Source organism: Pseudomonas sp. NMI760_13 (genome assembly GCF_021283245.1).
GTDB lineage: Bacteria > Pseudomonadota > Gammaproteobacteria > Pseudomonadales > Pseudomonadaceae > Aquipseudomonas > Aquipseudomonas peradeniyensis.
This window is the reverse complement of record NZ_JAJSRC010000007.1, coordinates 100,268-125,028: the sequence shown is the minus strand read 5'-3', so window position 1 is coordinate 125,028 and position 24,761 is coordinate 100,268. Positions and strand designations below refer to the sequence as shown.

The window sequence follows — 24,761 nt, the reverse complement described above, 5'->3', positions numbered from 1 at the left end:
GGCCATGGCGCGCCAGGAGGGCATGGCCGTGATCAGTGCGTTGCTGATCGCTGCGGTAGTGGCGGTGATTGCCGCCGGCATGATCGAGCGTCAGGGCTTGCTGACCCGTCAGGTGGAGAATCGCCAGCTGGCATTGCAAGGCCAATGGGCCCTGGAAGGCGGCTTGCAGCTTAGCCGCCAGGTGCTGTTCGAACAGCGCCTGCGCGATCCGCTGGTGCGCGGCGGCCAGCCCTGGTCACGCCCGATGCGCGATGTGCCGTCCGCCAGCGTGCGTTTCGACGGGCAACTGGAGGACGAGCAGGGCAAGTTCAACCTGCGCAACCTGGTGGTCGATGGCCAGGTGGACGTCGAGGCGTTGGCGACCTTCCAGCGTCTGTGCGCGCTGATAGGGGTCAATGAGCGACTGGCCACGGCCATTGCCGGGCAGGTGATCGATAGCTACCCACAGCGTCCGCTGGCCACTCCCGCCAATGCCGGCTTGGGCCTGGCCAGCGGCCGTGCGACTTCACCGGCCAGCGCCGACGAAGCGTTGCCGGCCAGGCGCCCGATGCTGCGCAGCGTCGAGGCCCTGGCCGGGCTCAAGGGCATGGATGGCGAAGCCCTGAAGCGCCTGCGCCGGTTCGTCACGGTGCTGCCGGCGCTGACCTGGGTCAACGGCAACACCGCCAGTGCCGAAGTGCTTGCCGCTCAGGTGCCGGGCCTGTCGTTGCAGCAGGCCGCGGCGTTGGTGGCTGAACGTGACGGCGGGCGCTGGTTCATCAATCGCGGCGATTTCGTCAATCGTCTGCGCATGCCATCCCTCGCCATGGCCAACGTCCGGGTGGGGATCAACAGCGACTGGTTCCGCCTGCATGGCCTGGCGCGCCTGGGCAATCGTGAACTTCCCCTGCAGGCGCTGTTGCGCCAGCGCGAGGGGCAGTTACCGGATGTCATCTGGCGTCGGGTGGGCGCATGAGCACGGTCATGGAGGTATGGCTGGCACCGCTGGCCGAACTGGACGAGGCGTCGGTGCTGGAGTATCGCCTGGCTGATCGGCACGGGCAGGCGAGCCGTGGACAGTTGCTTCGGCAGGCCAAGGGCGCGCCCTGGCGTCTGCACCTGCACGAGCAGGATAGCCTGGCCCTGGAGATCGCCATGCCACCCCTGGCCGGCAAGCGCCTTACGTCGGCCGTGTGCTGCGCGGTGCAGGGGCTGGTGCTGGGTGATGCCGGGCAGGTCCATGTCGCGCATGGGCCGCGTCGGGCCGATGGGCAGGTCGCGGTGGCCTGGCTCGGGTTGACGGAACTGGCGAGGCTGCAGGCGTGGTTGCAGGTCGATGGAATCAGGTCGGCTGGATTGTACGCCCGACAGGACGATGCCCTGTCGGCGGCGGATCTGTGCGGCGGGCTGGCCGGGCCGACGAAGCCGATGGCCTGGGGGCGCACGTTGGGCATCTGGGCGGCGGCAACGTTGGTCTGGTGCCTGGGCCTTAATCTTTACGCCGCGCACCTGGCTCGAGAGGGCGAAGCATTGCGTACCCGCATGGTCACACAGGTGCGCACGGCCTTCCCGCAGTTGCCGGTGGTGCTCAACCCGTTGCAGCAGGCGCGCCAGCAACTGCAGGGCGGGCAGGGTAGCGCGGCGGCGGGGCTGACGGCATTGCTGGAGGGTGCCGGGCAGGTCATGCCGTTCCTGGCCGGTAATGTCGAGGCCATGGATTACCAGGATGGCCAGCTGCGTATTACCCCCTTGCCCGACGGCGGCAAGGTCCCGGCGGACAGCGCCTGGCAGGCTGATCTTGCCGCCCGTGGCATCGACGGCCAGGCCAGCGGGCAGGGCTGGACACTGCGAGCGGCCAATCCGTCTGGCGAGGAGCTGGCCCATGTCGATTAAGGCGCGCCTGGCTACCCTGCGTGCGCAGGGGCGGCAACGCTGGCAGGCCCTGGCCGCGCAGGAGCGCCGCGCCGTCGCCCTGGGCGGCGGTCTGCTCGGCGTGCTGTTCTGCTGGCAGGTGCTGGTCCAGCCGGCCCTGGCCCGGATCGACCACTGGCAAGCCGAGACACCCAAGCTGCGCGGCCAGGCCCAGGCGCTCGACGCACTGCTCGGCGAGCGCTTGGCGCAGCGGCCCGCAGATACCGCCCTGGCATTGCGGCAAAGCCTGGAACAGGCCGGCCTGCTGGCACAGACACAGCTCGATGCCGAGGGCGATGCCTGGCGCCTGAGCTGGCAGCGGGCCCCGGCCGAAGCGGCGATGGCCTGGCTGCAGAGCGTGCCGCCACGGCTCGGCCTGGACACCGGCCAACTGGCGCTGCGCCGCGATCCGGCTGCCGAGCCGGGCAGCCCGGTGACCTTCTCCGGAACTCTTCGCATGGATCAGGCGCATGGCGCTAAGGACCCTTCATGATGTCCCTCCGTTCACCGCGACTGCCGTTCGCGCCCTTGCTCCTGGCCCTGGCGCTCAGCGCCTGCGCCAGCGCACCAAGCGTGCAACGCCCCCTGGCCAGCAGCGAGCTGGGCCGCCCGCTGGCCGAGGCCGGCGCCTCGTCGGCCGGGCTGGATCATCGTGCGCAGCCCGAGGCGCAGACCCGCCCGGCAACGCGTCAGCCTGGCCCTCGGGTCGGTCAGCGCCACAGCCGCGCCGTGGCGACGCCGCCCCAGGCCAATCCACTGGGTGACCAGCCGGTACAGCTGAACTTCGTCGACGCCGATATTCAGGCGGTGGTACGCGGCCTGTCCCGTGCCACGGGGCGTCAGTTCCTGGTCGATCCGCGGGTCAAGGGCCAGCTGACCCTGGTCTCCGAGGGCGAAGTCCCCGCCAGCAAGGCCTACGCCATGCTGCTGTCGGCCCTGCGCATGCAAGGTTTCAGCGTGGTCGACGTCGGCGGTGTGGCCCAGGTGGTGCCCCAGGCCGACGCCAAGCTGCTCGGCGGCGCACTGGTGACCGGGGACCGCGACGCCGGCAACGGCATGGTCACCCGCACCTTCCGCCTGCAATACGAGAACGCCGTCAACCTGATCCCGGTGCTGCGCCCGATCGTCTCGCCGGACAACCCGATCAATGCCTACCCCGGCAACAACACCCTGGTCGTCACCGACTACGCCGAGAACCTCGAGCGGGTGGCGCAGATCCTCGACCGGGTCGACATTCCCACGGCCATCGACACCGACGTGGTGGCGATCAACAATGGGATCGCCAGCGACATCGCCGGCATGGTCAATGAACTGCTCGACAGCCAGGGCAGCGACCCGACCCAGAAGATCAGCGTATTGGGCGACCCGCGTTCGAACAGCGTGGTGATCCGCTCCGGCAGCCCTGAGCGCACCCAGCTGGCCCGCGACCTGATCTACAAGCTCGACAACGCCCAGAACAGCGCCGGCAACCTGCATGTGGTGTACCTGCGCAATGCCCAGGCCGACAAGCTGGCGCAGAGCCTGCGCGGGCTGCTGACCGGCGAGAGTGACACTGCCGGCAACGACACCACGCGTGCGCTGCTCAGTGGAGGCGGCATGCTCACCGGCGGCAGTAGCAACGGCGCCAACGGCAATGGCAGCAGCACGCAAGGCAACAGCGCCAACAACAACGCCAGCAGCAGCCGTGGCAACAGCCAGGGCGCCGGCACGACACCGAACGGTTATGGCAGCACCACCCAGCAGAACGACCAGGGCACCGCGTTCTCCGCCGGTGGCGCGACCATCCAGGCCGACAAGACCACCAACACCCTGCTGATTTCCGCGCCCGAGCCGCTGTACCGCAGCCTGCGCGAGGTCATCGACCAGCTCGACCAGCGCCGCGCCCAGGTGGTGGTGGAAAGCCTGATCGTCGAAGTCGGTGAAGACGACGCCAACGAGTTTGGCATCCAGTGGCAGGCCGGCAACCTTGGCAAAAATGGTGTATTCGGCGGCGCCAACCTCGGCGGCAGCGGCTTGGTCAAGGGACCCAGCAGCATCGACGTGCTGCCGAAGGGGCTGTCAGTGGGGGTGGTCGATGGCACGGTGAAAATCCCGGGCATCGGCGAGGTGCTCGACCTCAAGGTGCTGGCCCGTGCGCTGACGAGCAAGGGCGGCAGCAACGTGCTGTCCACGCCCAACCTGCTGACCCTGGACAACGAGGCGGCGAGCATCTTCGTCGGCCAGACCATCCCCTTCGTCAGCGGCCAGTACGTTACCGACGGCGGCGGCAACAGCAACAACCCGTTCCAGACCATCCAGCGCGAGGAGGTGGGGCTGCGGCTGAACGTGCGTCCGCAGATCTCCGAGGGCGGCACGGTCAAGCTGGACGTCTACCAGGAAGTCAGCAGCGTCGACCAGCGCGCCTCCAGCGCCGCCGGCACGGTGACCAACAAGCGCGCCATCGACACCAGCATCCTGCTCGACGATGGCCAGATCATGGTCCTGGGCGGCCTGCTGCAGGACGGCTACACCCAGACCAACGAGGGCATTCCGTGGCTGTCCGGGCTGCCGGGGGTCGGTGCGTTGTTTCGCAGCGAGCGCCGCGCCAGCAACAAGACCAACCTGATGGTGTTCCTGCGCCCTTACATCGTGCGCGATGCGGCGGTCGGGCGCAGCATCACCCTGAACCGCTACGACTTCATCCGCCGCGCCCAGGGCAGCCTCAAGCCCGAGCATTCCTGGGCCTTGCCGGACATGGACATGCCGCTGTTGCCGCCAGTGGAGCAGGGCGTGCCCGACCAGGGCCGCGCCCAGCCGGCGGCGCTGCGCGCACCACGGGCCGCGATCCGCGCGGTGCCGGTGGACGAGGTGGCGCGTTGAGCCGCTTGCCATACGCCTGGGCCAAGGCCCAACGCCTGGTGCTGCAGGTGGATGGCGAGGCCGGTGCGGTGCTGTCGCGCTGCCCGTCGAGCCCGGCCTGGGCAGTGGCCGAAGTGCGCAGGCGCCATGGCCAGGTGCTGGTCGAGGCGCTCGACGATGCGCAGATGGACGCGCTGCTGGTCAGTGCCTACGCCGACACCGGAAGCGCGGCGGCGGTGGTGGGCGCGGCGGAGAACGAGGTGGACCTGGATCGCCTGCTGCAGGACATCCCGGAAGTCACCGACCTGCTCGAGGCCCAGGACGACGCGCCGGTGATCCGCATGATCAACGCCTTGCTCACCCAGGCCGCGCGCGACCAGGCCAGCGACATCCATATCGAGCCGTTCGAGAGCCATTGCCTGGTGCGCTACCGGGTCGACGGCACCCTGCGCGACGTGGTTTCGCCGCGCAAGGCGCTGCACGGCGCGCTGGTGTCGCGGATCAAGATCATGGCGCAGCTGGACATCGCCGAAAAGCGCTTGCCCCAGGACGGCCGCATCGCCCTGCGCGTGGCCGGGCGACCCATCGATATCCGCGTCTCCACCGTGCCCACCGGTCATGGCGAGCGGGTGGTGATGCGCCTGCTCGACAAGCAGGCCGGACGCCTGCGCCTGGAAGCACTGGGCATGGACGCAGGCCTGCTGGCGCGGCTCGACCAGCTCATCCGCCAGCCCCATGGCATCGTGCTGGTCACCGGCCCCACCGGCTCGGGCAAGACCACCAGCCTGTACGCCGCGCTGGCGCGGCTGGACGCCAGCGTCAGCAACATCCTCACCGTGGAGGATCCGGTGGAATATGACTTGCCGGGCATCAGCCAGATCCAGGTCAACGCGCGTATAGACATGAGCTTCGCCGTGGCCCTGCGCGCCATCCTGCGCCAGGACCCGGACGTGATCATGATCGGCGAGATCCGCGACCTGGAGACCGCGCAGATCGCCGTGCAGGCCTCGCTGACCGGGCACCTGGTGCTGGCCACCCTGCACACCAACGACGCGGTGTCGGCGGTCAACCGCCTGGTCGACATGGGGGTCGAGCCGTTCCTGCTGGCCTCGGCGCTGCTCGGGGTACTGGCCCAGCGCCTGGTGCGCCGATTGTGCCCGCACTGTCGCGAGCCCGACCCGGCCACGCCCGGGCAGTACCGTGCGGTGGGCTGTGCGCACTGCAACCATTGCGGCTATAGCGGTCGTACCGGCATCCACGAGCTGTTCTGCGTGGACGACGAGGTGCGCAGCCTGGTGCATCAGGGCGCGGACGAACAGGTCCTGCGCGCCGCCGCCCGGCGCAACGGCATGCGCAGCATGCGCGAGGACGGCCAGCGCTGGGTCGACAGTGGCAGCACCTGCCTGGAAGAGGTCCTGCGCGTGACACGGGACGCCTGATGAATCGCTATCGCTATGAAGCCGCCGATGCCCAGGGCCGCGTAGTCAAGGGCCTGCTCGAAGCCGACAGTCCGGCGGCGGCGATGGCCCAGCTGCGCGCCCTGGGCCTGACCACCCTGGAGGTCGAGGCCCTGGCTGTGGGCGGGCAGGGCAATGGTCTGTTCGGCGCGAAGCTGTCCGACGGCGACCTGGCCTGGGCCACGCGTCAGCTGGCCAGCCTGCTGGCCGCCGGCCTGCCGCTGGAGGCGGCGCTGGGGGCGACCCTGGAGCAGGCCGAGCGCAAGCATGTGGCGCAGTTGCTGGGCGCGGTGCGTGGCGATGTACGCAGCGGCATGCGCCTGGCCGATGCCCTGGCCGAGCGGCCGCGGGACTTCCCCGAGATCTACCGGGCGTTGGTGGCGGCGGGCGAGGAGTCCGGCGACCTGGCCCAGGTGATGGAGCGCCTGGCCGACTACATCGAGGACCGCAACACCCTGCGCGGCAAGATCCTCACCGCGTTCATCTACCCCGGGGTGGTGGGGCTGGTGTCGGTGGGTATCGTCATTTTCCTGCTCAGCTACGTGGTGCCACAGGTGGTCAGTGCCTTCACCCAGGCGCGCCAGGACCTGCCCGGGTTGACCCTGGCCATGCTGGCGGCCAGTGACTTCGTGCGCGAATGGGGGGTGCTGTGCTTCGCCCTGTTGGCCGGGGTGTTCTGGGGCTGGCGGGTCTACCTGCGCGCGCCGGCGGCGCGCCTGGCATGGCATGGGCGGATCCTGCGCCTGCCATTGTTCGGACGCTTCGTGCTGGGCCTGAATACGGCGCGTTTCGCCTCCACGCTGGCGATCCTCGGCAGCGCCGGGGTGCCGTTGCTGCGGGCACTGGAGGCGGCGCGCCAGACCCTGGGCAACGATCGCCTCGACCAGTGCGTCAACGAGGCCACGGCGCGGGTGCGCGAGGGCGCCGGGCTGGCTTCGGCGCTGGCGGTGGAGAAGGTCTTTCCGCCGCTGCTCATCCACCTGATCGCCAGCGGCGAGAAGACCGGCAACCTGCCGCCGATGCTCGACCGCGCCGCCGACAGCCTGGCCAAGGACATCGAACGCCGCGCCATGGGCATGACCGCGCTGTTGGAGCCGTTGATGATCGTGGTCATGGGCGCGGTGGTACTGCTGATCGTCATGGCCGTGCTGATGCCGATCATCGAGATCAACCAGCTGGTGCAATGACCTGCTGCGCCACCTCCCACACCTGCTGGCGGAACCAGCCACGCAAGGGATCGGCGTGGGTGCGCGCGTGCCAGATCTGCATCACCTCGACGTGCGGCAGCACCAGGGGCAGGGCATGCAGGCGCAGGCCGGGGTCGCGCTCGACTGCCTCCATGGCCAGCGAGCGCAGGCAGGTCAGCAGCAGGTCGGTGCCACGCACCAGGCGTGTGGGGGCGATGAAGCTGGACAGCCCGGCTACCACCCGACGTTGCTGGCCGAGGGCCCGCAGGGCCTGGTCGACCCGGCCGTCGAGATCGCCGGTCAAGGTCGTCAACAGGTGGTCGCAGGCCACGAATGCCTCCAGGGTCAGGCCGTCGACCAACCTCGGGTTGTCGGCGGCGGCCAGCACCACGAAGTCCTCGCTGAGCAGCCGCTGCTGGTGGAAGGTGTCCGGCAGGTCGCTGTAGAAGCCGGCGATGGCCAGGTCGCAGGTGCCTTTCTCCAATGCCTCGCGGGGCAGGTCGCCCCGGGTGTTGTGGGTGATCAGGGTCAGGTTGGGCGCTTGGTCACGAAGAATCGGCAGCAGCCCGGGCAGCAAGGTCTGCTCCAGGTAGTCGGTGCTGTACAGGTGCAACTGGACCGGGCGTTCGAGGAAGTGCTCGCCGTCGCAGCGGCTGAAGAAGTCCTGCAGGTGCCCGATCAACTGTTGCACCTCGGGTGCCAGTTCGTGGGCCCTGGGGGTGGGCGTGAGGCCGCGTGGCGCGCGCACGAACAGCGGGTCGCCAAACTGGTGGCGCAGCTTGTTGAGCTTGTGGCTCAGGGCCGGCTGGCTGAGCGCCAGGCGTTGCGCGGCACGGGAGGCGCTGCGCTCTTCGTAGAGCACCTGGAACAGGTGCAGCAGGTTGAGATCCTTGTTACCGATATTCATATATTGGATCGCAGAAATAAGTTCTTTCGAATTATCGAATCATAGCGCGATGGTTAGGATGGGCCCAACCTGTTGAGGGAGTCGCCCATGACCATCGCCATTTTCGCCATCATCCAGCCCCTTCCCGAATACCGTGACGCTACCGAGCAGGCCCTGCGCCGGATGGTCGAGCATTCCCGTGCCGAGCCAGGCAACCTGCGCTACGACTTGTTCGTGCGCGAGGGCGGGACGCTGGCGTTCGATCTGTTCGAGCTGTACGTCGACGAGGCCGCCGTCGAGGCCCATCGCCAAAGCACCCATTACCAGGCCTACCGCGCCGCCACCGCCGATTGGCTGGCCGCACCGACCCAGGTGCAGCTTGCCCGTCCGTTGGACATCGCGCCATTCAACTGAATCAGGAATCGACCATGAACAAGATTGCTCCCGTTGCGCTGGCGCTGGCCGGCGCCTTGCTGGGTGGCCACGCCGCCGCTGCCGCGAAGGGCGAAGTGCTGGTGCTGCTGTCCAGCGAGAACCAGTTGCCGCTCAAGGACGGCAAACAGTATCCCACCGGTTATTATCTCAACGAGTTCGGCGTGCCCGCCGACCGCTTGCTCAAGGCCGGCTACAAGCTGGTGCTGGTGACGCCCAGGGGCAATGCGCCGAGTGTCGACGAACGCTCGATCGACCCGATGTACTTCGGCGGCGATGCCGGCGAGATGCAGCGAATCCGCCAGGTGGTCGAAAGCCTGCCGGACATTCGCGACACGCTGTCGTTGAAGGAGGTGCTGGCGGGCGATCTGGATCGTTACGCCGGGATCTTCATCCCAGGTGGCCATGCGCCGCTGATCGACCTGGCCAACAACCCGGACGTCGGCACCTTGCTGCGTCATTTCCACCAGGCCGGCAAGCCCACGGCCGCCATCTGCCACGGCCCGATCACGCTGCTGTCGGCGCAGCAGGATCCGGTCGCCTATCGCGCCGCATTGGCCCGTGGCGAAACCCCGGCAGCCGGAGATTGGAGCTACCAGGGTTATCGCATGACCATCTTTTCCGACCCGGAGGAGCAGGTGTTCGAAGGTTCGCTCAAGGACCAGCGCCTGCAGTTCTATCCGGCCAAGGCCATGGCCGGCGCGGGAGGTGACATGAGTTATGCCGAGGCCTGGCAGCCCCATGTGGTGGTTGATCGTGAGTTGATCACCGGGCAGAACCCATTCTCCGACAAGGCGTTGGCCGATGCGCTGCTGGAACGGTTGGAGGCTGCAGGGCAATAGCGATTCAGGTGCTTGGCGAAACAGGTATAGCGCCTATGAGATCGAGCGCCGCCCGCGCGGCGCATCGCGACGCAAGGCCGCCCACAGGCGTGGCGCGTGGCTTGAGGGCTGCACGGTCGCTGTGGGAGCGGGCTTGCCCGCGAACACCGGCATAGCCGGTGCCAGGTACCGCGTCGCCTGCTTCGCGGGTAAACCCGCTCCCACAGGGATCGCGCCAGATTCTAAAAATTGAGCAAGACAGTTGCTCCCACATTTGTTGCAACGTGCCGAGCCTGTCAGGCCATGGTTGCCCGCCTTGGTGCATGTCTTGAGACAGGCGAGGCGGCAGTAGTGCCCACGCTGAAACCGTGCTGGACCAGCAAGGCGGACAAGGTAATGGCACAGGATTGACTGGCCCGAAACAGATGTGGGAGCGGCCTTGCGTCGCGATGCGCCGCGCGGGCGGCGCTCGATCTCATAGGCGCTGCAAGGGTTACGGCAGGCACCTGGCGGCCCAAACGCGATCAATAGCTTCGCGACACCAGGGCTCACATTTCTCAGGTGTTTGAGAGCCTGCGTGGCTTGCGCGGCCTGCCAGCATAGGCTGAGCTTTCGACATTTTTGAAGGCATCAATGACTTCATCTGTAAGGAAACTGCCGTACTGCTTCGATGCTAGAAGTCGGGACAACTTCTCGACGGCAATAGCCTCGAAGTAGGCGACGTCTGAATTGACCTCATGCTGATCTTTTATCTCTTCGTCCATGCGCTGCCCTCGAATGCAGGAAAACTGAGGTAGCGTGAAGTTAACTCGAGTTGCTCTCGGACTGGGCCTTGAGAGTTGAAGGAAGTTTCCTTGGCTTGTGTGGCCAGTATCTGGCCAAGCGATTTTGGAGGTCGGACGCTCCTGGGTGCGCGACCTCCTGGCAAGAGGGATCAGACCCTGGCCGGTTTCTTCCAGGCACCCAACGCCAGCACCAGCGCACCCACCATGATGCCGATGTCGGCAAGGTTGAACACGCCGGTATGCAGCGGCCCAAGGTTGAGCACGAGGTAGTCGACCACATGCCCGTCGCGCAGCACCCGGTCGATCAGGTTGGCCAGTCCGCCCATGGCGATGAAGTAGGCCGCGCCGGCCTTCACCGGAGTTGCCTGCCAGTGCCTGAGCGCCCAGGTCACGGCCCAGCAGCAGGCCACGCCTACCGCGGCGACGAAGATCAGTTGCTTGAGGCCCGGCGACAGACTGGCGCCGAGGCTGAGGAACGCGCCCGGGTTCAGGCTCAGGGCCAGGTCGAGCCAGGCGATCTGGTTGCCGAATACATAGCTGTGGTTGTTCAGGGCGACCAGGGCGATCAGTTTCACCCACTGGTCGAGCAGGATGAAGGCGACGCCGAGGATCAGGACGAGGGTACGGCTGGAGGGCATGCAGGCAATTCCTTCGCTGCGCGGGCGCGGCCGTCCGGTATTGGCGGGGCTGCCGACAGCGCGGCGAAGATAGCGCAGGCGGGTCTAGACTTAAAGTCCGGGTCGGTTGCAGACGCGGCCCGATCATCCATCCGACCACCGCCTCCCGGACCGGACGTCGCCGACGGTGGCCTTCTGGCAAGAGGAGGGCAGGTCATGGACGAGGCACGGCTTCAGGAATTCATGGGCAAGCTGGTGGGCGACATGGGCGCGGCGGCGACGCTGGCCAATGTCATTCTAGGGGATGAACTCGGGCTGTACCGGGCCATGGCCGACAGCCTGCCGGTCACCCCCGAGGCGCTGGCCGAACGCACCGGTTGCCAGCCAAGGCTGGTGCGCGAATGGCTCAATGGCCAGGCCGCGGCGGGTTACCTGGTGCATCACGACGGGCAGTTCACCCTGCCGCAGGAGCAGGCCATGACACTGGCCCTGGAGGACTCCCCGGTCTACATGGCCGGTGGTGCCTCGGTGCTGGCGGCGCTGTTCCATGACAAGGACAAGCTGGTCGCGGCCATGCGCGGCGACGGCGCGCTCGCCTGGGGCGATCATCATCCATGCATGTTCAGCGGTACCGAGCGCTTCTTCAGGCCGGGCTATCGGACCTTCCTGGTGGCCGACTGGCTACCGGCACTGGAAGGGGTGGTGGCCAAGCTGCAGGCTGGCGCCCAGGTGGCCGATGTCGGTTGTGGCCACGGTGCCTCGACCATCGTCATGGCCGAGGCATTCCCGGTCTCGCGCTTTATCGGCTACGACTACCATGCACCGTCGGTGCAAACTGCCAGCGAGCGGGCCCGCGATGCGGGGGTGGGCGACCGGGTCAGCTTCCAGCAGGCCTCGGCCAAGGACTACCCCGGCCGCGACCTGGACCTGGTGTGCTTCTTCGATTGCCTGCATGACATGGGCGATCCGGTGGGGGCGGCGCGGCATGCCTATCGGGCGCTCAAGGACGACGGCACGGTGATGCTGGTCGAGCCGTTCGCCGAGGATACGCTGGATGCCAACATCAACCCGGTCGGCAGGCTGTTCTATGCGGCGTCCACCTTCATCTGCACGCCCAACTCGCTGTCCCAGGAAGTGGGACTGGGGCTGGGGGCCCAGGCGGGCGAGGCGCGCCTGCGGGCGGTGTTCGAAGAGGCTGGGTTCCGCCAGTTCCGCAGGGCGACGCAGACACCGTTCAACTTGATTCTGGAGGCCAGGAAGTAGAGATTCGTCGGTACTGTTCTCGGTGCGGGGCAAGCCCGACTACCAAGGGATGTTTGAGCAAATACGGCTAGGCGGGCCCAGGGGCGGATCGGCGAACCTGTGGCCTGCCGTGATTCCAGGAGCAACCGAGCTTGTCCGTCAATGCCCATTACAAGACCCGCTTCGACACTGTGCTCGCCTACATCCAGGACAACCTGGAGGGCGATCTGTCGGTGGAGGCCCTGAGTGTGGTGGCGCACTTTTCGGTGTTCCATTTCCATCGTCAGTTCAGCGCTTACGTGGGCGTGCCGGTGGCCCGCTATGTGCAACTGATGCGTTTGCGTCGTGCGGCGCATCGGCTGGTCGGCCAGCCCGGGCACTCGGTGCTGGAGGCCGCGCTGGAGGCGGGCTTTGAAAGCCCGGAAGCCTTCAGCCGGGCGTTCCGGCGGGCATTCGGGCACGCGCCCAGCGCGTTCCGCCGCCGGCCCGACTGGCAGGTATGGAACACGGTGTTTGCCATCCCTCATTTTTCCAGGAGCATCACCATGCAGGTACGAATCGTCGATTTCGCCGCCGTGCGCCTTGCGGCGCTGGAGCATCGCGGGCCGGCCAGCCAGGTCAGCGAGACCGTGCGCCGCTTCATCGACTGGCGCATGAGCAGCGGGCAATCGCCTGTGGCCAGCAGCCGCAGTTTCGGCATCCCGTTCAACAACCCGGATACCACGGCACCGGAGGACTTCCGCTTCGCCATCTGCGGGGAAATCCACGAGGCGGTGGCGCCCAACGCCCAGGGCGTGCTGGAGTCGGGCCTGCCCGGTGGGCGTTGCGCCGTGGTGCGGCATGTCGGCTCGCCAGATCATATCGGCGAGACGATCTACCCGATCTACCGCGATTGGCTACCGGCCAGTGGCGAAGAGCTGCGCGATCATCCGCTGTTTTTCCATTACCTGAGCATCTACCCGCAGACGCCGCTCGAGCAGTGGCAGACGGATATCAGCGTGCCGTTGCGCTGAGCGCAGACAAGCCCGCCCCTGCAGTCCTTGCGGGGGCGGGCTTGTCTGTGCCGCGGCGTCTCGGTCAGTCGTGGATCTTCGCCGGGTCGGTTTGCAACTGCCACAGCCCGGCATGGGCCGCCAGCTGTGCGTCGAGGTCGTACGGGCTGCCGTTGCGCCGGGCCTTCTCATCGGTCTTGAACAGATCGTCGAGCAGGTTCAGCAGGTTGCGCGAGCGGCTCACCGATTCGGGCGTGCTGACATCCGACTCGAGCTTGCCACCCTCGTAGGTGAGCACGCGCTTGGTGCTGGTGGCCTCCTGGGTGGCCTTGGCTTCCTTGAGCACGTTGTCGACGAACGCCAGTTCGGTGGTGCTGCTCGCCGTTTCGCTGAGCGTGTGGTAGCGATAGTTCTTCTCGTCGAACGGATCCGCTTCGGTCAGCTTGGCCGCGGACGACAGGCTCGAATGCCAGGCGGCGTCCAGCTTGGCCTCCTGGCGTTGCTGACGGGCGATGGTGGTGCCCTGGCCACTGGTCGAGGTCGATTGCGACACCTGGTAGGCGAAGCGGTCTTCCTCGTCCAGGCGCCGCGCATTCAGGCGGCTGGACGGTTGCACGATCGAGGCCTTGAAGTCGGCCAGGCCGCTGAGCAGCGCGCGGCTGTAGGTGTTCACCGCGTCGTTGTGGCCCGCCGGGCGCGGGCTGTTGTCGTCGATGCTGTTCAGTTGGCTGAAGGCATCCTTGAGCAGCGAGGTCAGTTGTGCATCGCCCTTGCCGCGTTTCTGCGCATCGTCGAACTGGGTCAGGTAGTTGTCCAGGGCGGCCTGGCGCTGGGCCTTGCCGCCCAGCAGCGCACCACCCTGGCTATCGAGGTCCAGCTGCACCTGGCCGCTCGGGCCATCGAGTTTCAGGCTGCGGGTGGAGCCGTCCAGGCGCAGGTCGAAGGTCTGTTGCCCACCGCTGGGCAAATCCAGCTTGGCGTTCATCTGCAGGCCGCTGAACAGGCTCGGGTCGAGCTTGACCAGCGCGCCGAGCTGCAGGCTCGGCGGTTGCCGGGTCAGGCCATTGATCGCCGACTGGAAACCGTCGGCCAGGGCGGCCAGGCCCTTGAGCTCGTTGGCGTTCAGCTCGCCGCCCTGGACTTCGGCGTCGACCGCCAGGCCCCGTTCACCGTTGTACAAGCCCAGTTTTACCGTGGCGCCGGAGGCAGTGGTGAGGCTGAGGGTGACGGTATTGCTGGCGAACTCGCGCAGGCGTGCCTGCTGCAGGCTCAGCGCGGTGGTGTCGGTCTCGTTGAGCTGCAAGGCTGATTGGGAGACGCGCTGGCCGCCGTTGGCCGCCAGTTGTTCCACCAGGGCACTGCCCAGGCCCTGGAAGCGGGCGGCGGTGGTGGACGACTTGACCGCGCTGAACATGTACATGCTCAGCTTGTCCAGTCCGTCCTGTTCCCAGGTGTAGCTGGGCTGCGCGCTGTCCAGCGTGCCTCGCGAGGTGTAGGTCTCGCTGTCGGGAATGCGTGTGTCCTGCCCCAGGCTGACCTGGGTGCCAGGGGCGCTGGCGACGCTCGCGGGTTGGCGAACGATCAGGTTCTGCGCGGGAGCAGGTGGCGTTTGGATCGGCGTCAGTCGCAGTGCCGAAGTGATCGGGCTCATCGTCGCTTTCCTTGCGGAGTGAAAAGGATATGCCCTGATATCGGCATGCCATCAGAAAACCTGAGCGAGCGTTCGGATTTTTCCCCGGCCTATCCGGACGGGTCGTCTTGCAGGCGCAGAAATGAATCGGCCCGCCAGAAGGCGGGCCGAGCGTACGGCAAGCGACGATCAGCGGCGGCGGAACAGCGGCAGCGGTTCGTCGGTGGCGCCCTGGTAGGTCACCGAAAAGTCCTTCAGGCTCTGCAGCGCGTCTTCCGGGTCCTTGTCGGCACGGATGGCGAACGCGTCGAAGCCGCAGCGGGCCATGTAGAACAGCTGGTCGCGCAGCACGTCGCCGATGGCGCGCAGCTCGCCCTTGAACTTGTAGCGGTCACGCAGCAGGCGCGCGTTGGAGTAGTTGCGCCCGTCGGTAAAGGCCGGGAAGTTCAGGGCGATGACCTGGAAGTGCTCGACGTCTTCGCCGATTTCCTCGGCTTCCTCGTCGCTGTCCAGCCAGATGCCCAGGCCGCCATCGCGGGCCTTGAGCAGGCTCGGATGATCGCGCCACAGCTGCAGCGGCACGATGTAGTCGTCGCAGTTGGTCAGCTCGTCGATCGAGACGTCCTTGGGCAGCAGGTGCCAGGTTTCGTCGACGATCTGGTTGTTCTTAATGATTCGCTGCATAGACGCGTTCCTTGAAGGGGTCGATGCCGATCCGCTGGTAGGTGTCGATGAAGCGCTCGTCTTCGGTGCGCTGCTCGACGTACACATTGATCAGCTTCTCGATCACGTCGGCCATGTCGTCCTGGGCGAAGGAGGGCCCGAGGATCTTGCCCAGGCTGGCGTCGCGGGCGGCATTGCCGCCCAGCGAGACCTGGTAGAACTCTTCGCCCTTCTTGTCCACGCCAAGGATGCCGATGTGGCCGACGTGGTGGTGGCCGCAGGCGTTCATGCAGCCGGAGATGTTCAGGTCGAGCTCGCCGATATCGAACAGGTAGTCCAGGTCGTCGAAGCGGCGCTGGATGGATTCGGCGATCGGGATCGACTTGGCGTTGGCCAGCGAGCAGAAGTCACCGCCCGGGCAGCAGATGATGTCGGTCAGCAGGCCGATGTTCGGGGTGGCGAAGCCTTGCTCGCGCAGTTCCAGCCAGAGGGTGTGCAGCTGGCGCTGCTCGACGTCGGCGAGGATGATGTTCTGCTCGTGGGAGGTACGCAGGTAACCGAAGCTGTAGCGTTCGGCGAAGTCCGCGACGGCGTCGAGCTGCTTGTCGGTCAGGTCGCCCGGGGCGACGCCGGTGGGCTTGAGCGACAGGGTCACGGCAACATAGCCCGGCTTCTTGTGCGCGCGGGTGTTGCGCGAACGCCAGCGGGCGAAACCTGGGTGCTCGGCGTCCAGGGGGGCGTAGTCGACATTGTCGAGGGCCAGGTACTCGGGGTCGACGAAGTGACGGGCAACGCGCTGCACCTCGTCCTCGGTCAGGGTGGTGCTGCCGCCGCGCAGGTGGGCCATCTCGGCCTCGACCTTCTCGGCGAACACTTCCGGGGTGAGGGCCTTGACCAGGATCTTGATCCGCGCCTTGTACTTGTTGTCACGGCGGCCGTAACGGTTGTACACGCGCAGGATGGCGTCCAGGTAGCTGAGCAGGTCCTGCCAGGGCAGGAACTCGTTGATGAACGAGCCGATCACCGGGGTACGGCCCAGGCCGCCGCCGACCAGTACGCGGAAGCCCAGCTCACCGGCGGCGTTGCGCACCGGCTCCAGGCCGATGTCGTGCACTTCGATGGCGGCGCGGTCGTCGCTGGAGCCGTTGACGGCGATCTTGAACTTGCGCGGCAGGTAGGCGAATTCCGGGTGGAAGGTGGTCCACTGGCGGACGATCTCGCACCACGGGCGCGGGTCCACCAGCTCGTCGGCGGCGACACCTGCGAACTGGTCGGTGGTGACGTTGCGCAGGCAGTTGCCGCTGGTCTGGATCGCGTGCATCTGCACGGTGGCCAGCTCGGCGAGGATCTCCGGGATGTCTTCCAGCGCCGGCCAGTTGTACTGCACGTTCTGGCGGGTGCTGATGTGCGCGTAGCCCTTGTCGTAGTCGCGGGCGATCTTCGCCAGCATGCGGGTCTGGCGGGCGTTCAGCTGGCCATAGGGCACGGCGACACGCAGCATCGGCGCGAAACGTTGGATATACAGGCCGTTCTGCAGGCGCAGAGGGCGGAATTCTTCTTCGCTCAGCTCACCGGCCAGGTAGCGGCGGGTCTGATCACGGAACTGCTTGACGCGGTCCTCGATGATCCGCTGATCGTACTCGTCGTATACGTACATATAAGTCCTGTCTCAGGCTAGCATGCAGCTAATCGCGCGCACGGCCGCGCACTCCGGGTCGGAGCCGAGGCACGATAGCAGAGTGGGTTTATGCGCTAAAGTGATGTTTTTGCATATGAAAAGAACCATTTGGACTAAGTGAGACTGACTGGCATTTGTCCGCGCCGGTACATCGCGGCGCTATAATCCGGGGTTTGCTCCGCAGGGAAGTAACAGCATGCTCAAGGCCTTGTGCCAGAGCCTGTGCCTGAGCCTGCCGCTGGCAGCGAGCGCACAGGCCGCGTCCGTGGTGTTCCTCAACCCGGGCTATTCCAACGAGACGTTCTGGGTCGATTACTCGCGCTTCATGCAGGCCGCCGCCAACGACCTGGGCATGGCCTTGCGCGTGCAGTACAGCGAGCGCCGCGCCGACCTTGCGCTGACCCAGGCCCGCGAGGTGCTGCAAGGACCGCAGCGCCCGGACTACCTGGTGCTGGTCAACGAGCAGTATGTCGCGCCGGAGATCATCCGCCTGTCGCGGGGTACCGGGGTCAAGCTGTTCCTGGTCAACAACGGCCTTACCGACAGCCAGGCGCACAGCATCCAGGCGCAGCCGGACAAATACCCCGAAGTGCTCGGTACCCTGGTCAGCAACGACGAGGAGGCCGGCTACCAGATGCTCAAGGTGATGGCGGCGCAGCTGCCGGCCGAGTCGCAGGCGGTTGAGCTGCTGGCCTTCGCCGGGGTCAAGACCACGCCGGCCTCGCAGCTGCGCGTGCAGGGCATGCGCCGGGCGTTGGCGGAGTTCCCCCAGGTGCGCCTGCGCCAGGTCGTGTACGGCGGCTGGAGCCGCCAGCGCGCCTTCGAGCAGGCGCAGATGCTGCTGGAGCGCTATCCCGACACGCGCCTGGTGTGGTCGGCCAACGACCAGATGGCGTTCGGTGCCATGCAGGCGTTCGAGGCGCTGGGCAAGGTGCCGGGGCGCGATGCCCTGTTCAGTGCGGTCAACAGCTCGCCCGAGGCCCTGCGGGCGCGGATCGACGGACGCCTGAGCGTGCTGATGGGCGGGCATTTCACCCTGGGCGGCTGGGCCATGGTCATGTTGCATGATGACGCCCAGGGGCTGGCGGTGGGGCGCGACGGTCAGCGTGAACATAGCGTGCCGGCCTTGCAGCTGATCGACCCGGACAAGGCCCGACGCTGGCTCAAGCTGCTGGAACAGGACAACCACGGCATCGATTTCCAGCGATTCAGTGCCGAGGGACGCCCGGCGGACTTTCGTTATCCCTTCCTCACGTCACCCGTCGACTATTGAAAGACCCTGCTTGAGGGAAGGGCATTGCTGGACTTAACTGCTGCTTGTGAAGTGCATTCCCATAACCACTACAAGAGGCAATGCAATGGGAAACTCTACCAAGGTCCGCAAAGCTGACAGCAGTGTCGATGCCTGGGCGATCCTGTGTCTGATCGTGCTGGTGGTGGTCACTGCGGTGTACTGGGTCAGCCATCAGTAGCGGATAACTGCTCGAGACCGTGAGTAACACCTGAACCGCCCGCGGAAGGGAAATCCGCGGGCGGGTTGCGTTTGGGTCGGCTCATGCATACCCCTGTAGGAGCGGCCTTGTGCCGCGAAAGGGCTGCGAAGCGGCCCCGGCGATCTTTGCCCAAAACGCCGACATCCTGGGGCCGTTGCACGGCCCTTTCGCGGCACAAGGCCGCTCCTACAGGGGCTTTAGCGCGCCGTCAGGTGCATCGCCAGCTGCACCAGGCCGATCAGCACGAAGATGAAGATCAGCGTGAACAGCGTCCCCATCACGATGAAATGGCTGGCCTTGCCGTAGGTGAAGTCGCGGGCGCGGTTCTTGCCGCTCTGCACGCCGAAGGCGGCGGCGAGGATGCTCTGCAGCATCTGCCAGAAGGTCGGTGGCTTGCCGTGTTGGTGATCGTCCATGAGTGGCTCCCTGATTCAGAGGCAATCACCGACAGTGTAGGCGACTCAGGCCGATGCCATGGCCGGATCCGCCTGTTCCTGCTCATCCTGGGCCACCACCCGTTCGCACAGCTCGATGATCTGCTCGCGCATCCAGCGGTTGGCCGGGTCCTGATCGGTGCTTTCGTGCCAGTACAGGTGGGTCTCCAGCGCCGGCACCTCCACCGGCAGCGGCTGGTGGCGCAGTTGGTGGCGACGGGCGAAACGCTCGGGCACGGTCATGACCATGTCGGTCTGCTGCAGCACCTGCGAGGCCATCAGGTAGTGCTGCGAGCGCAGCGCGACACGCCGCTGCACGCCCATCTTGCCCAGGGCCAGGTCCACATAGCCCAGGCCGTTGCGGCGGCTGGAGATATGGATGTGGGTCATGGCCAGGTAGCTGTCCAGGGTCAGCTTGCCGTCGGCCTGCGGGTGGCCGGGGCGCATGGCGCAGACGTAGCGGTCCTGCATGAGCTTGACGTGGCGCACCTGCGGGTCGGTGTTCAGCGGCGCGTCGACGGCGAAGTCCAGGCGCCCGGCAGCCAGTTCCTTGGTGGTCTCGCGGCGCTTGCACAGGAAGCTCTCGATCACCAGTGCCGGGGCCAGCCGACGCAGGCGCTGGAACAGCGGCGGCAATATCACTGCCTCGGTGAGGTCGGTCATGCTGATGCGGAAGGTCTTGCTGGCCTGCAGCGGGGTGAAGATGCGGCTTTCCTGCACCGAGGTGCGCAGCAGCGACAGTGCGTTGCGCACCGGGCCGATGATGTTCTGCGCCATGGGCGTGGGCACCATGCCCTGGGCGGTGCGCACGAACAGCGGGTCATTGAAGGTCTCGCGCAGGCGCGACAGGGCGTTGGACACCGCCGGCTGGGTGATGCCGACGATCTGCCCGGCGCGGGTCAGGTTGGCTTCGGTGTAGATGGCGTCGAAGACGATGAACAGGTTGAGGTCGACCTTGCTGAGGTTCATGGCGCCGCTCTTTGTTGGAGTTATCGGGGGATCATATATTGGTTATGAATGTTTATACACGTAGAAAATAGACTAGGTGGATGAAGGGTGGCTGTTCTAGGCTCAGGTCCATGTTCTTCATTGACTGAAGGTAGCCCCGATGGATTTCGCCTATTCGCCCAAGGTCCAGGCACTGCGCGAGCGCGTCAGCGCATTCATGGATGCATACGTCTACCCGGCCGAGCCGGTGTTCGAGCGCCAGGTCGCCGAGGGCGACCGCTGGCAGCCCACCGCGATCGTCGAGGAACTCAAGGCCAAGGCCCGCGCCGAGGGGCTGTGGAACCTGTTCCTGCCGGAGTCGGAGTACGGCGCGGGGCTGACCAACCTCGAATACGCGCCACTGGCCGAGATCATGGGTCGTTCGCTGTTGGGGCCCGAGCCGTTCAACTGCTCGGCGCCGGACACCGGCAACATGGAAGTGCTGGTGCGCTACGCCAGCGAGGCGCAGAAGCGCCAGTGGCTCGAGCCGCTGCTGCGCGGCGAGATCCGCTCGGCGTTCGCCATGACCGAGCCGGACGTGGCCTCCTCGGACGCCACCAACATGGCCGCCACCGCCGTGCGCGACGGTGACGAGTGGGTGATCAACGGCCGCAAGTGGTGGACTTCCGGCGCCTGCGATCCGCGCTGCAAGGTGATGATCTTCATGGGCCTGTCCAATCCGGACGGCCAGCGCCACCAGCAGCACTCGATGATCCTGGTGCCCACCGACGCACCCGGGGTGAAGATCGTCCGCCCGCTGCCGGTGTTCGGCTACGACGACGCGCCCCACGGCCACGCCGAAGTGCTGTTCGAGAACGTCCGCGTGCCTTATGAAAACGTGCTCTTGGGCGAGGGCCGCGGCTTTGAGATCGCCCAGGGCCGCCTTGGCCCGGGCCGCATTCACCACTGCATGCGCTCGATCGGTATGGCCGAACGCGCCCTGGAGCTGATGTGCAAGCGCTCGGTCGAGCGCACCGCCTTCGGCCGGCCCTTGGCGCGGTTGGGGGGCAACGTCGACAAGATCGCCGACTCGCGGATGGAGATCGACATGGCCCGCCTGCTGACCCTGAAGGCCGCCTACATGATGGACACCGTCGGCAACAAGGTGGCGCGCAGCGAGATCGCCCAGATCAAGGTGGTGGCGCCCAACGTTGCGCTGAAGGTGATCGACCGGGCCATCCAGATCCATGGCGGGGCGGGGGTGAGCGGTGATTTCCCGCTGGCGTACATGTATGCGATGCAACGCACCCTGCGCCTGGCCGACGGGCCGGATGAAGTGCACCGGGCGGCGATCGGCAAGTATGAGATTGGCAAGTATGTGCCGAAGGAGATGTTGCGTAGCGGGCATTGATGCAACGAAAGGAAACCTTCCCTGACCTCTCTATGGGGAGGTTTCCCGCTTTGCTGTAGGGCGTTTCCCAAGCTGGGTCCTGTTGCCCTCGACAGGAGAGAAGTGCTGCTAGTTTCCTGCTCTTTGCACAGCATGTCGGTCCGACAATCGCGCCCCGCATTGGTAGAGTTTCAGCTACCAATGCGGGGCCCGGCGACCAGGCGTTTGCTCAAGGCGTCTTGAGGTCCAGCACCAGATCCTTCGCGGCCTTGGTCGCGAGCACGCTCATCAGTTTGCCCATCTCGTCTTGACGACCAAGCCCCGCGTCGGAGCCTCCCATCATCACGCTGGGCACCGGCGCCTGGGCTGCTGCGTTGGCCCAGGCGCGGTTGATCTGTACCAGGGCGTCGAGCTTGGTCTGCAGGGCGCCGTCGGCCTTGAGCGAGGCTTCACGTGCATAGGCTTCCGCGTCGGCCGTGATCTTGGTGGCCTCGGCGTTGACCTTGGCCTTGTCTCGGAGCAGCTCGGCGGTTTGCTTGTCGATCTCGGCCCGGCGTTTTTCCCGTTCGGCGTTGATCAGGGTGAGCTGTTTCTCGGTCTCGGCTTCCGTGGTGCGTTCGATCTGCTGGCGCAGGCTTTCCTGGCGCTTGGCCTCGACGTCCTTGGCGCCGCGGGCGGAGACCAGCTCCTTCTCTTCTTCTTCCTTGAGCCGGTTTTGCCGGGCCACGGCCAGTTCGGCCAGGGCCTGCTGCACCCTCACCATGCGTTCCTGGTACTGGGGGTTGGGGTCGATGTGCGTCACCCGGGCATCGACGACTTCGACGCCGAACAGGCGGAACTGCTGTTGCTTGCGCAGTTCCTGGCCGTCCTTGTCGAGCTTCTTCTCGATGACGAAACGGGTCGCGGAGTTGTCGCCGAAACTGCCCTGGTCGGTGCCCGACTGGAGTATCGCGGTCTGTGCCGGCAGGTTGTCGCGCTGCACGCGAATCTCCTTGCGGCTGGTCAGGTACAGGCCGTTGCGCAGCTGGTTCTCGAACTCGGCGCCAAAGTGGCTGCGGTTGCCGGCGTAGTAGTCATCGGCGCTCATCAGCGAAGCGGTGGCCTGCAGGGTTTCCTTGACGGCGGGCAGCAGGGCGCGCTGCAGGAAGTTGTCGGGGTGCGGTACTCCTGGGCAATCTTCAGGAAGGCATCGCCCGAGGGCAGGCGGAACTGGGTGCTGAATTCGGCCTTGGCGTCGACGTTGCCGAGGAACACGATCGGCAGGTTTTCCAGGATCACCGACGGTTGTCCGCTGCGGTTGTCCTCCTGGTTGTCCACCCGCAGGGCGGACTGGACGCCAATGGTGCGTCGCCAGACCGTGCTACGACCGAACCACTTGGTCGCGTAGCCGACATCCTCGACCACTTTCTCTTCGCCGAAGATCGTGCGCACGTGAGTCATCTGGCCCGCTTCGTTGTAGAAGAACACTTGGTTGAACACGGCGGCGATGGCGCCGAGGGCAAGCACCGGCAGGGTGATGGAGGCAATCAGCTTGCGCTTCTTGCGCAGGATCGTGAAGTCGGGGGCTGGCAATTTTTGCATGGGACACTCCTTGTGCGGGAAGTGCGTATGCTCGCCAAGGTGTTTTGCCTGGAGTAGTCAGCTGGGTCCGCTTGCTATGTAGGACGTTTCTGGGTGAGCGGTGGGCATGCCAGGCAATGGCAGAAGACCCGCCGCGGCGGGTCTTCCTGTCGATCATCAGCCCGGCGGATTCAGACCCCCGCCGCCAGCTTTGCACTCACCTGGCGACGACGATATTCACTGTCCCGGCTGGCCAGCCACCAGTACAGCGGCGAGGTGATCGCCAGCCCCACCAGCCACGACAGGTCGGCACCGTTGATGTGCGCGGACACCGGCCCGACGTACAGCGGCGTGTTCATGAACGGGATCTGTACCGCGATACCCACCGCGTAGGCGATCAGCGCCTGGGGGTTGTAGCGGCCGTAGATGCCGCCGTCGACCTTGAAGATCGAGTCGATGTCGTAGTCGCCCTTATGGATGACATAGAAGTCGATCAGGTTGATCGCCGTCCACGGCACCAGCACCACCAGCAGCACCAGCACCATGTCGACGAAGTGGCCGATGAAGTCCGCCGAGGCGAACACCGCCACCACGCAGCAGGCGGCCAGGACGATCAGCGACAGCACGGCGCGGCTCTTGGCGGTGGGGATCCAGCGGTAGGCGAAGGTCTGCACCAGGGTGATGATCGACAGCACCGCGCCGTACAGGTTGAGGGCGTTGTGGCTGATCACGCTGAGCAGGAACAGCACCAGCATCAGCGGGCCGAGGGTGCCGGTGGCGAGTTTGACCGCGTCCATGGTGTCCATCCCGGCCGGGATCGCCAGCACCGCGACCGCGCCGAAGATGAACGACAGGCTCGAGCCCAGGGCCGAGCCCAGGTAGGTGGTCCAGAAGGTCGAGGACACCTTGACGTCGGCCGGCAGATAGCGCGAATAGTCCGACACGTAGGGGGCGAAGGCGATCTGCCACAGCGCCGCCAGCGACACGGTGGCCAGCCAGCCGGCCAGGTTGAAGCCGCCGCGGGTGAGGAAGTCGTCGCTCTGCACATGGCTGAAGATGTAGCCGAAGCCGACCACTATGCCGATGCCCAGCACCCAGGTGCCGATGCGGTTGAGCACGTGGATGAAGCGGTAGCCGATGATGCCGATGATGCCCGAGCCCAGGGCGCCGATGACGATGCCTACCGGCACCGGCACGCTGTCGACCACGCCGTGCAGCGACTTGCCGGCCAGGACGATGTTGGAGGCGAAGAAGCCGATGTACATGACCCCGGCGATCACCACCACCAGCAGGGCGCCGAGCGAGCCGAACTGGGCGCGGCTCTGGATCATCTGCGGGATGCCCATCTGCGGGCCCTGGGCCGAGTGCAGGGCCATGAGCACGCCGCCGACCAGGTGGCCGACGAGGATCGCGACGATGCCCCAGACCAGGTTGAGGTGGAACAGCTGCACGCCGAGGGCGCCGGTGACGATGGGCAGCGGCGCGATGTTGCCGCCGAACCACAGTGTGAACAGATCCCTTACCTTTCCATGGCGGTCTTGCGGCGGCACGTAGCCGATCGTGTGTTTCTCGATGAGGGGTGCCGAATTGGCTGCACTGGTCATGACTGACTCCAAGGCAAGGTGGGGCATCGAGGGAGGCCCGGGTGCGTGCCGGCAAGGGGCGACGCGTTCTTGTTGGAGCGATGATGCGGGGCGGGCGGGTATCGAGAAATTAGTAAATTTGTGCTCATGAACCTTAAAAAACCTAAGGCTGGCAAAAGGTTAAGCGGGGGACGGGAGCAAGGAAGGTGCCAGGTGGCGGGAGCGCCTGAGGTAGGTGGGTTGCCGGGGCTGCGGG

21 protein-coding genes and 1 pseudogene are annotated in these 24,761 nt (G+C 66.2%); 12 read left to right on the top strand and 10 right to left on the bottom strand.

Annotated features, from left to right (window positions below; genetic code table 11):
• Positions 1–22 precede the first annotated feature (22 nt).
• The 6 genes from gspK to gspF are packed head-to-tail and all read left to right on the top strand — an operon-like array spanning position 23 to position 7,372.
• A complete protein-coding gene (gene gspK, locus LU671_RS09935; RefSeq protein WP_232855569.1) occupies positions 23–955 on the top strand; it encodes a type II secretion system minor pseudopilin GspK in 933 nt (310 codons plus the stop codon).
• Positions 952–1,872, top strand: coding sequence for a type II secretion system protein GspL (gspL, locus tag LU671_RS09930; protein WP_232855568.1), 921 nt, complete (start codon positions 952–954; stop codon positions 1,870–1,872). Before gspK ends, gspL begins: the two co-directional genes overlap by 4 nt.
• Positions 1,862–2,383, top strand: a complete 522-nt coding sequence (gspM, locus tag LU671_RS09925; protein WP_232855567.1) for a type II secretion system protein GspM — start codon at positions 1,862–1,864, stop codon at positions 2,381–2,383. Before gspL ends, gspM begins: the two co-directional genes overlap by 11 nt.
• Positions 2,380–4,749 carry a type II secretion system secretin GspD gene (gene gspD, locus LU671_RS09920; RefSeq protein WP_232855566.1) on the top strand — a complete coding sequence of 790 codons (2,370 nt, stop codon included), beginning with the start codon at positions 2,380–2,382 and terminating at the stop codon, positions 4,747–4,749. Before gspM ends, gspD begins: the two co-directional genes overlap by 4 nt.
• Positions 4,746–6,167: a type II secretion system ATPase GspE gene (gene gspE, locus LU671_RS09915; RefSeq protein ID WP_232855565.1), complete on the top strand. Its 1,422-nt coding sequence runs from the start codon at positions 4,746–4,748 to the stop codon at positions 6,165–6,167. Before gspD ends, gspE begins: the two co-directional genes overlap by 4 nt.
• Positions 6,167–7,372, top strand: a complete 1,206-nt coding sequence (gspF, locus tag LU671_RS09910; RefSeq protein ID WP_232855564.1) for a type II secretion system inner membrane protein GspF — start codon at positions 6,167–6,169, stop codon at positions 7,370–7,372. The genes gspE and gspF overlap by 1 nt, the downstream gene beginning before the upstream one ends.
• On the opposite strand, the gene LU671_RS09905 is transcribed toward gspF, so the two are convergent.
• Entirely contained in the window at positions 7,353–8,279 is a 927-nt protein-coding gene (locus LU671_RS09905; protein WP_203652339.1) for a LysR family transcriptional regulator, read from the bottom strand. The two genes, gspF and LU671_RS09905, sit on opposite strands and share 20 nt — an antisense overlap.
• 87 nt (positions 8,280–8,366) lie before the next feature.
• On the opposite strand from LU671_RS09905, the gene LU671_RS09900 reads away from it, so the two are divergent.
• Together LU671_RS09900 and LU671_RS09895 are read left to right on the top strand one after the other, a co-directional pair.
• Positions 8,367–8,672 (top strand): putative quinol monooxygenase, encoded by a 306-nt coding sequence (locus LU671_RS09900; RefSeq protein WP_203652340.1) that lies wholly within the window; start codon positions 8,367–8,369, stop codon positions 8,670–8,672.
• 14 nt (positions 8,673–8,686) lie between these two features.
• A complete protein-coding gene (locus tag LU671_RS09895; RefSeq protein ID WP_203652341.1) occupies positions 8,687–9,532 on the top strand; it encodes a type 1 glutamine amidotransferase domain-containing protein in 846 nt (281 codons plus the stop codon).
• Positions 9,533–10,068: 536 nt separating this feature from the next.
• On the opposite strand, the gene LU671_RS09890 is transcribed toward LU671_RS09895, so the two are convergent.
• Positions 10,069–10,275: a hypothetical protein gene (locus LU671_RS09890; RefSeq protein WP_203652342.1), complete on the bottom strand. Its 207-nt coding sequence runs from the start codon at positions 10,273–10,275 to the stop codon at positions 10,069–10,071.
• A 170-nt stretch (positions 10,276–10,445) separates the two neighbouring features.
• Positions 10,446–10,934: a signal peptidase II gene (locus LU671_RS09885; protein ID WP_232855563.1), complete on the bottom strand. Its 489-nt coding sequence runs from the start codon at positions 10,932–10,934 to the stop codon at positions 10,446–10,448.
• Positions 10,935–11,129: 195 nt separating this feature from the next.
• Between LU671_RS09885 and LU671_RS09880 the strand changes: the two genes are divergently transcribed.
• Both LU671_RS09880 and LU671_RS09875 read left to right on the top strand, forming a co-directional pair.
• A complete protein-coding gene (locus LU671_RS09880; RefSeq protein ID WP_232855562.1) occupies positions 11,130–12,176 on the top strand; it encodes a class I SAM-dependent methyltransferase in 1,047 nt (348 codons plus the stop codon).
• Positions 12,177–12,307: 131 nt separating this feature from the next.
• On the top strand, positions 12,308–13,168 hold the full coding sequence (locus LU671_RS09875; RefSeq protein WP_232855561.1) for an AraC family transcriptional regulator: 861 nt from the start codon (positions 12,308–12,310) through the stop codon (positions 13,166–13,168).
• A 64-nt stretch (positions 13,169–13,232) separates the two neighbouring features.
• Here the strand turns inward: LU671_RS09875 and LU671_RS09870 are convergent, their stop codons facing one another.
• The 3 genes from LU671_RS09870 to LU671_RS09860 form a co-directional block, all read right to left on the bottom strand.
• Complete coding sequence (locus tag LU671_RS09870) at positions 13,233–14,798, bottom strand: hypothetical protein (RefSeq protein WP_232855560.1); 1,566 nt, start codon at positions 14,796–14,798, stop codon at positions 13,233–13,235.
• Positions 14,799–14,966: 168 nt separating this feature from the next.
• Positions 14,967–15,461, bottom strand: coding sequence for a DUF934 domain-containing protein (locus LU671_RS09865; RefSeq protein ID WP_028691443.1), 495 nt, complete (start codon positions 15,459–15,461; stop codon positions 14,967–14,969).
• Positions 15,445–17,097 (bottom strand): nitrite/sulfite reductase, encoded by a 1,653-nt coding sequence (locus LU671_RS09860; RefSeq protein WP_232855559.1) that lies wholly within the window; start codon positions 17,095–17,097, stop codon positions 15,445–15,447. The genes LU671_RS09865 and LU671_RS09860 overlap by 17 nt, the downstream gene beginning before the upstream one ends.
• Before the next feature lie 217 nt (positions 17,098–17,314).
• Here LU671_RS09860 and LU671_RS09855 point away from each other — a divergent pair, with 217 nt between their 5' ends.
• A complete protein-coding gene (locus LU671_RS09855; RefSeq protein ID WP_232855558.1) occupies positions 17,315–18,391 on the top strand; it encodes an ABC transporter substrate-binding protein in 1,077 nt (358 codons plus the stop codon).
• A 417-nt stretch (positions 18,392–18,808) separates the two neighbouring features.
• Here the strand turns inward: LU671_RS09855 and LU671_RS09850 are convergent, their stop codons facing one another.
• Both LU671_RS09850 and LU671_RS09845 read right to left on the bottom strand, forming a co-directional pair.
• Positions 18,809–19,027, bottom strand: coding sequence for a DUF2970 domain-containing protein (locus tag LU671_RS09850; protein WP_050706106.1), 219 nt, complete (start codon positions 19,025–19,027; stop codon positions 18,809–18,811).
• 45 nt (positions 19,028–19,072) lie between these two features.
• Complete coding sequence (locus tag LU671_RS09845; protein ID WP_050706105.1) at positions 19,073–20,014, bottom strand: LysR family transcriptional regulator; 942 nt, start codon at positions 20,012–20,014, stop codon at positions 19,073–19,075.
• A 139-nt stretch (positions 20,015–20,153) separates the two neighbouring features.
• Between LU671_RS09845 and LU671_RS09840 the strand changes: the two genes are divergently transcribed.
• Positions 20,154–21,383: an acyl-CoA dehydrogenase gene (locus tag LU671_RS09840; RefSeq protein ID WP_110738959.1), complete on the top strand. Its 1,230-nt coding sequence runs from the start codon at positions 20,154–20,156 to the stop codon at positions 21,381–21,383.
• Positions 21,384–21,591: 208 nt separating this feature from the next.
• Here the strand turns inward: LU671_RS09840 and LU671_RS09835 are convergent.
• Both LU671_RS09835 and LU671_RS09830 read right to left on the bottom strand, forming a co-directional pair.
• Positions 21,592–22,943, bottom strand: a pseudogene (locus LU671_RS09835) (SPFH domain-containing protein).
• Between the two features lie 170 nt (positions 22,944–23,113).
• The gene (locus LU671_RS09830; protein WP_232855557.1) at positions 23,114–24,526 is read right to left on the bottom strand and encodes a purine-cytosine permease family protein; all 1,413 of its coding nucleotides are present in this window, start codon (positions 24,524–24,526) and stop codon (positions 23,114–23,116) included.
• Between the last annotated feature and the right edge of the window lie 235 nt (positions 24,527–24,761).

Excerpts from the sequence above, each read along its gene's own strand:
- gspK (WP_232855569.1), top strand. The coding sequence starts at position 23 with ATGGCCGTGATCAGTGCGTTGCTGATCGCTGCGGTAGTGGCGGTGATT.
- gspL (WP_232855568.1), top strand. The coding sequence starts at position 952 with ATGAGCACGGTCATGGAGGTATGGCTGGCACCGCTGGCCGAACTGGAC.
- gspM (WP_232855567.1), top strand. The coding sequence starts at position 1,862 with ATGTCGATTAAGGCGCGCCTGGCTACCCTGCGTGCGCAGGGGCGGCAA.
- gspD (WP_232855566.1), top strand. The coding sequence starts at position 2,380 with ATGATGTCCCTCCGTTCACCGCGACTGCCGTTCGCGCCCTTGCTCCTG.
- gspF (WP_232855564.1), top strand. The coding sequence starts at position 6,167 with ATGAATCGCTATCGCTATGAAGCCGCCGATGCCCAGGGCCGCGTAGTC.
- LU671_RS09905 (WP_203652339.1), bottom strand. The coding sequence starts at position 8,279 with ATGAATATCGGTAACAAGGATCTCAACCTGCTGCACCTGTTCCAGGTG.
- LU671_RS09900 (WP_203652340.1), top strand. The coding sequence starts at position 8,367 with ATGACCATCGCCATTTTCGCCATCATCCAGCCCCTTCCCGAATACCGT.
- LU671_RS09895 (WP_203652341.1), top strand. The coding sequence starts at position 8,687 with ATGAACAAGATTGCTCCCGTTGCGCTGGCGCTGGCCGGCGCCTTGCTG.
- LU671_RS09890 (WP_203652342.1), bottom strand. The coding sequence starts at position 10,275 with ATGGACGAAGAGATAAAAGATCAGCATGAGGTCAATTCAGACGTCGCC.
- LU671_RS09885 (WP_232855563.1), bottom strand. The coding sequence starts at position 10,934 with ATGCCCTCCAGCCGTACCCTCGTCCTGATCCTCGGCGTCGCCTTCATC.
- LU671_RS09880 (WP_232855562.1), top strand. The coding sequence starts at position 11,130 with ATGGACGAGGCACGGCTTCAGGAATTCATGGGCAAGCTGGTGGGCGAC.
- LU671_RS09870 (WP_232855560.1), bottom strand. The coding sequence starts at position 14,798 with ATGAGCCCGATCACTTCGGCACTGCGACTGACGCCGATCCAAACGCCA.
- LU671_RS09865 (WP_028691443.1), bottom strand. The coding sequence starts at position 15,461 with ATGCAGCGAATCATTAAGAACAACCAGATCGTCGACGAAACCTGGCAC.
- LU671_RS09860 (WP_232855559.1), bottom strand. The coding sequence starts at position 17,097 with ATGTACGTATACGACGAGTACGATCAGCGGATCATCGAGGACCGCGTC.
- LU671_RS09855 (WP_232855558.1), top strand. The coding sequence starts at position 17,315 with ATGCTCAAGGCCTTGTGCCAGAGCCTGTGCCTGAGCCTGCCGCTGGCA.
- LU671_RS09850 (WP_050706106.1), bottom strand. The coding sequence starts at position 19,027 with ATGGACGATCACCAACACGGCAAGCCACCGACCTTCTGGCAGATGCTG.
- LU671_RS09845 (WP_050706105.1), bottom strand. The coding sequence starts at position 20,014 with ATGAACCTCAGCAAGGTCGACCTCAACCTGTTCATCGTCTTCGACGCC.
- LU671_RS09840 (WP_110738959.1), top strand. The coding sequence starts at position 20,154 with ATGGATTTCGCCTATTCGCCCAAGGTCCAGGCACTGCGCGAGCGCGTC.
- LU671_RS09830 (WP_232855557.1), bottom strand. The coding sequence starts at position 24,526 with ATGACCAGTGCAGCCAATTCGGCACCCCTCATCGAGAAACACACGATC.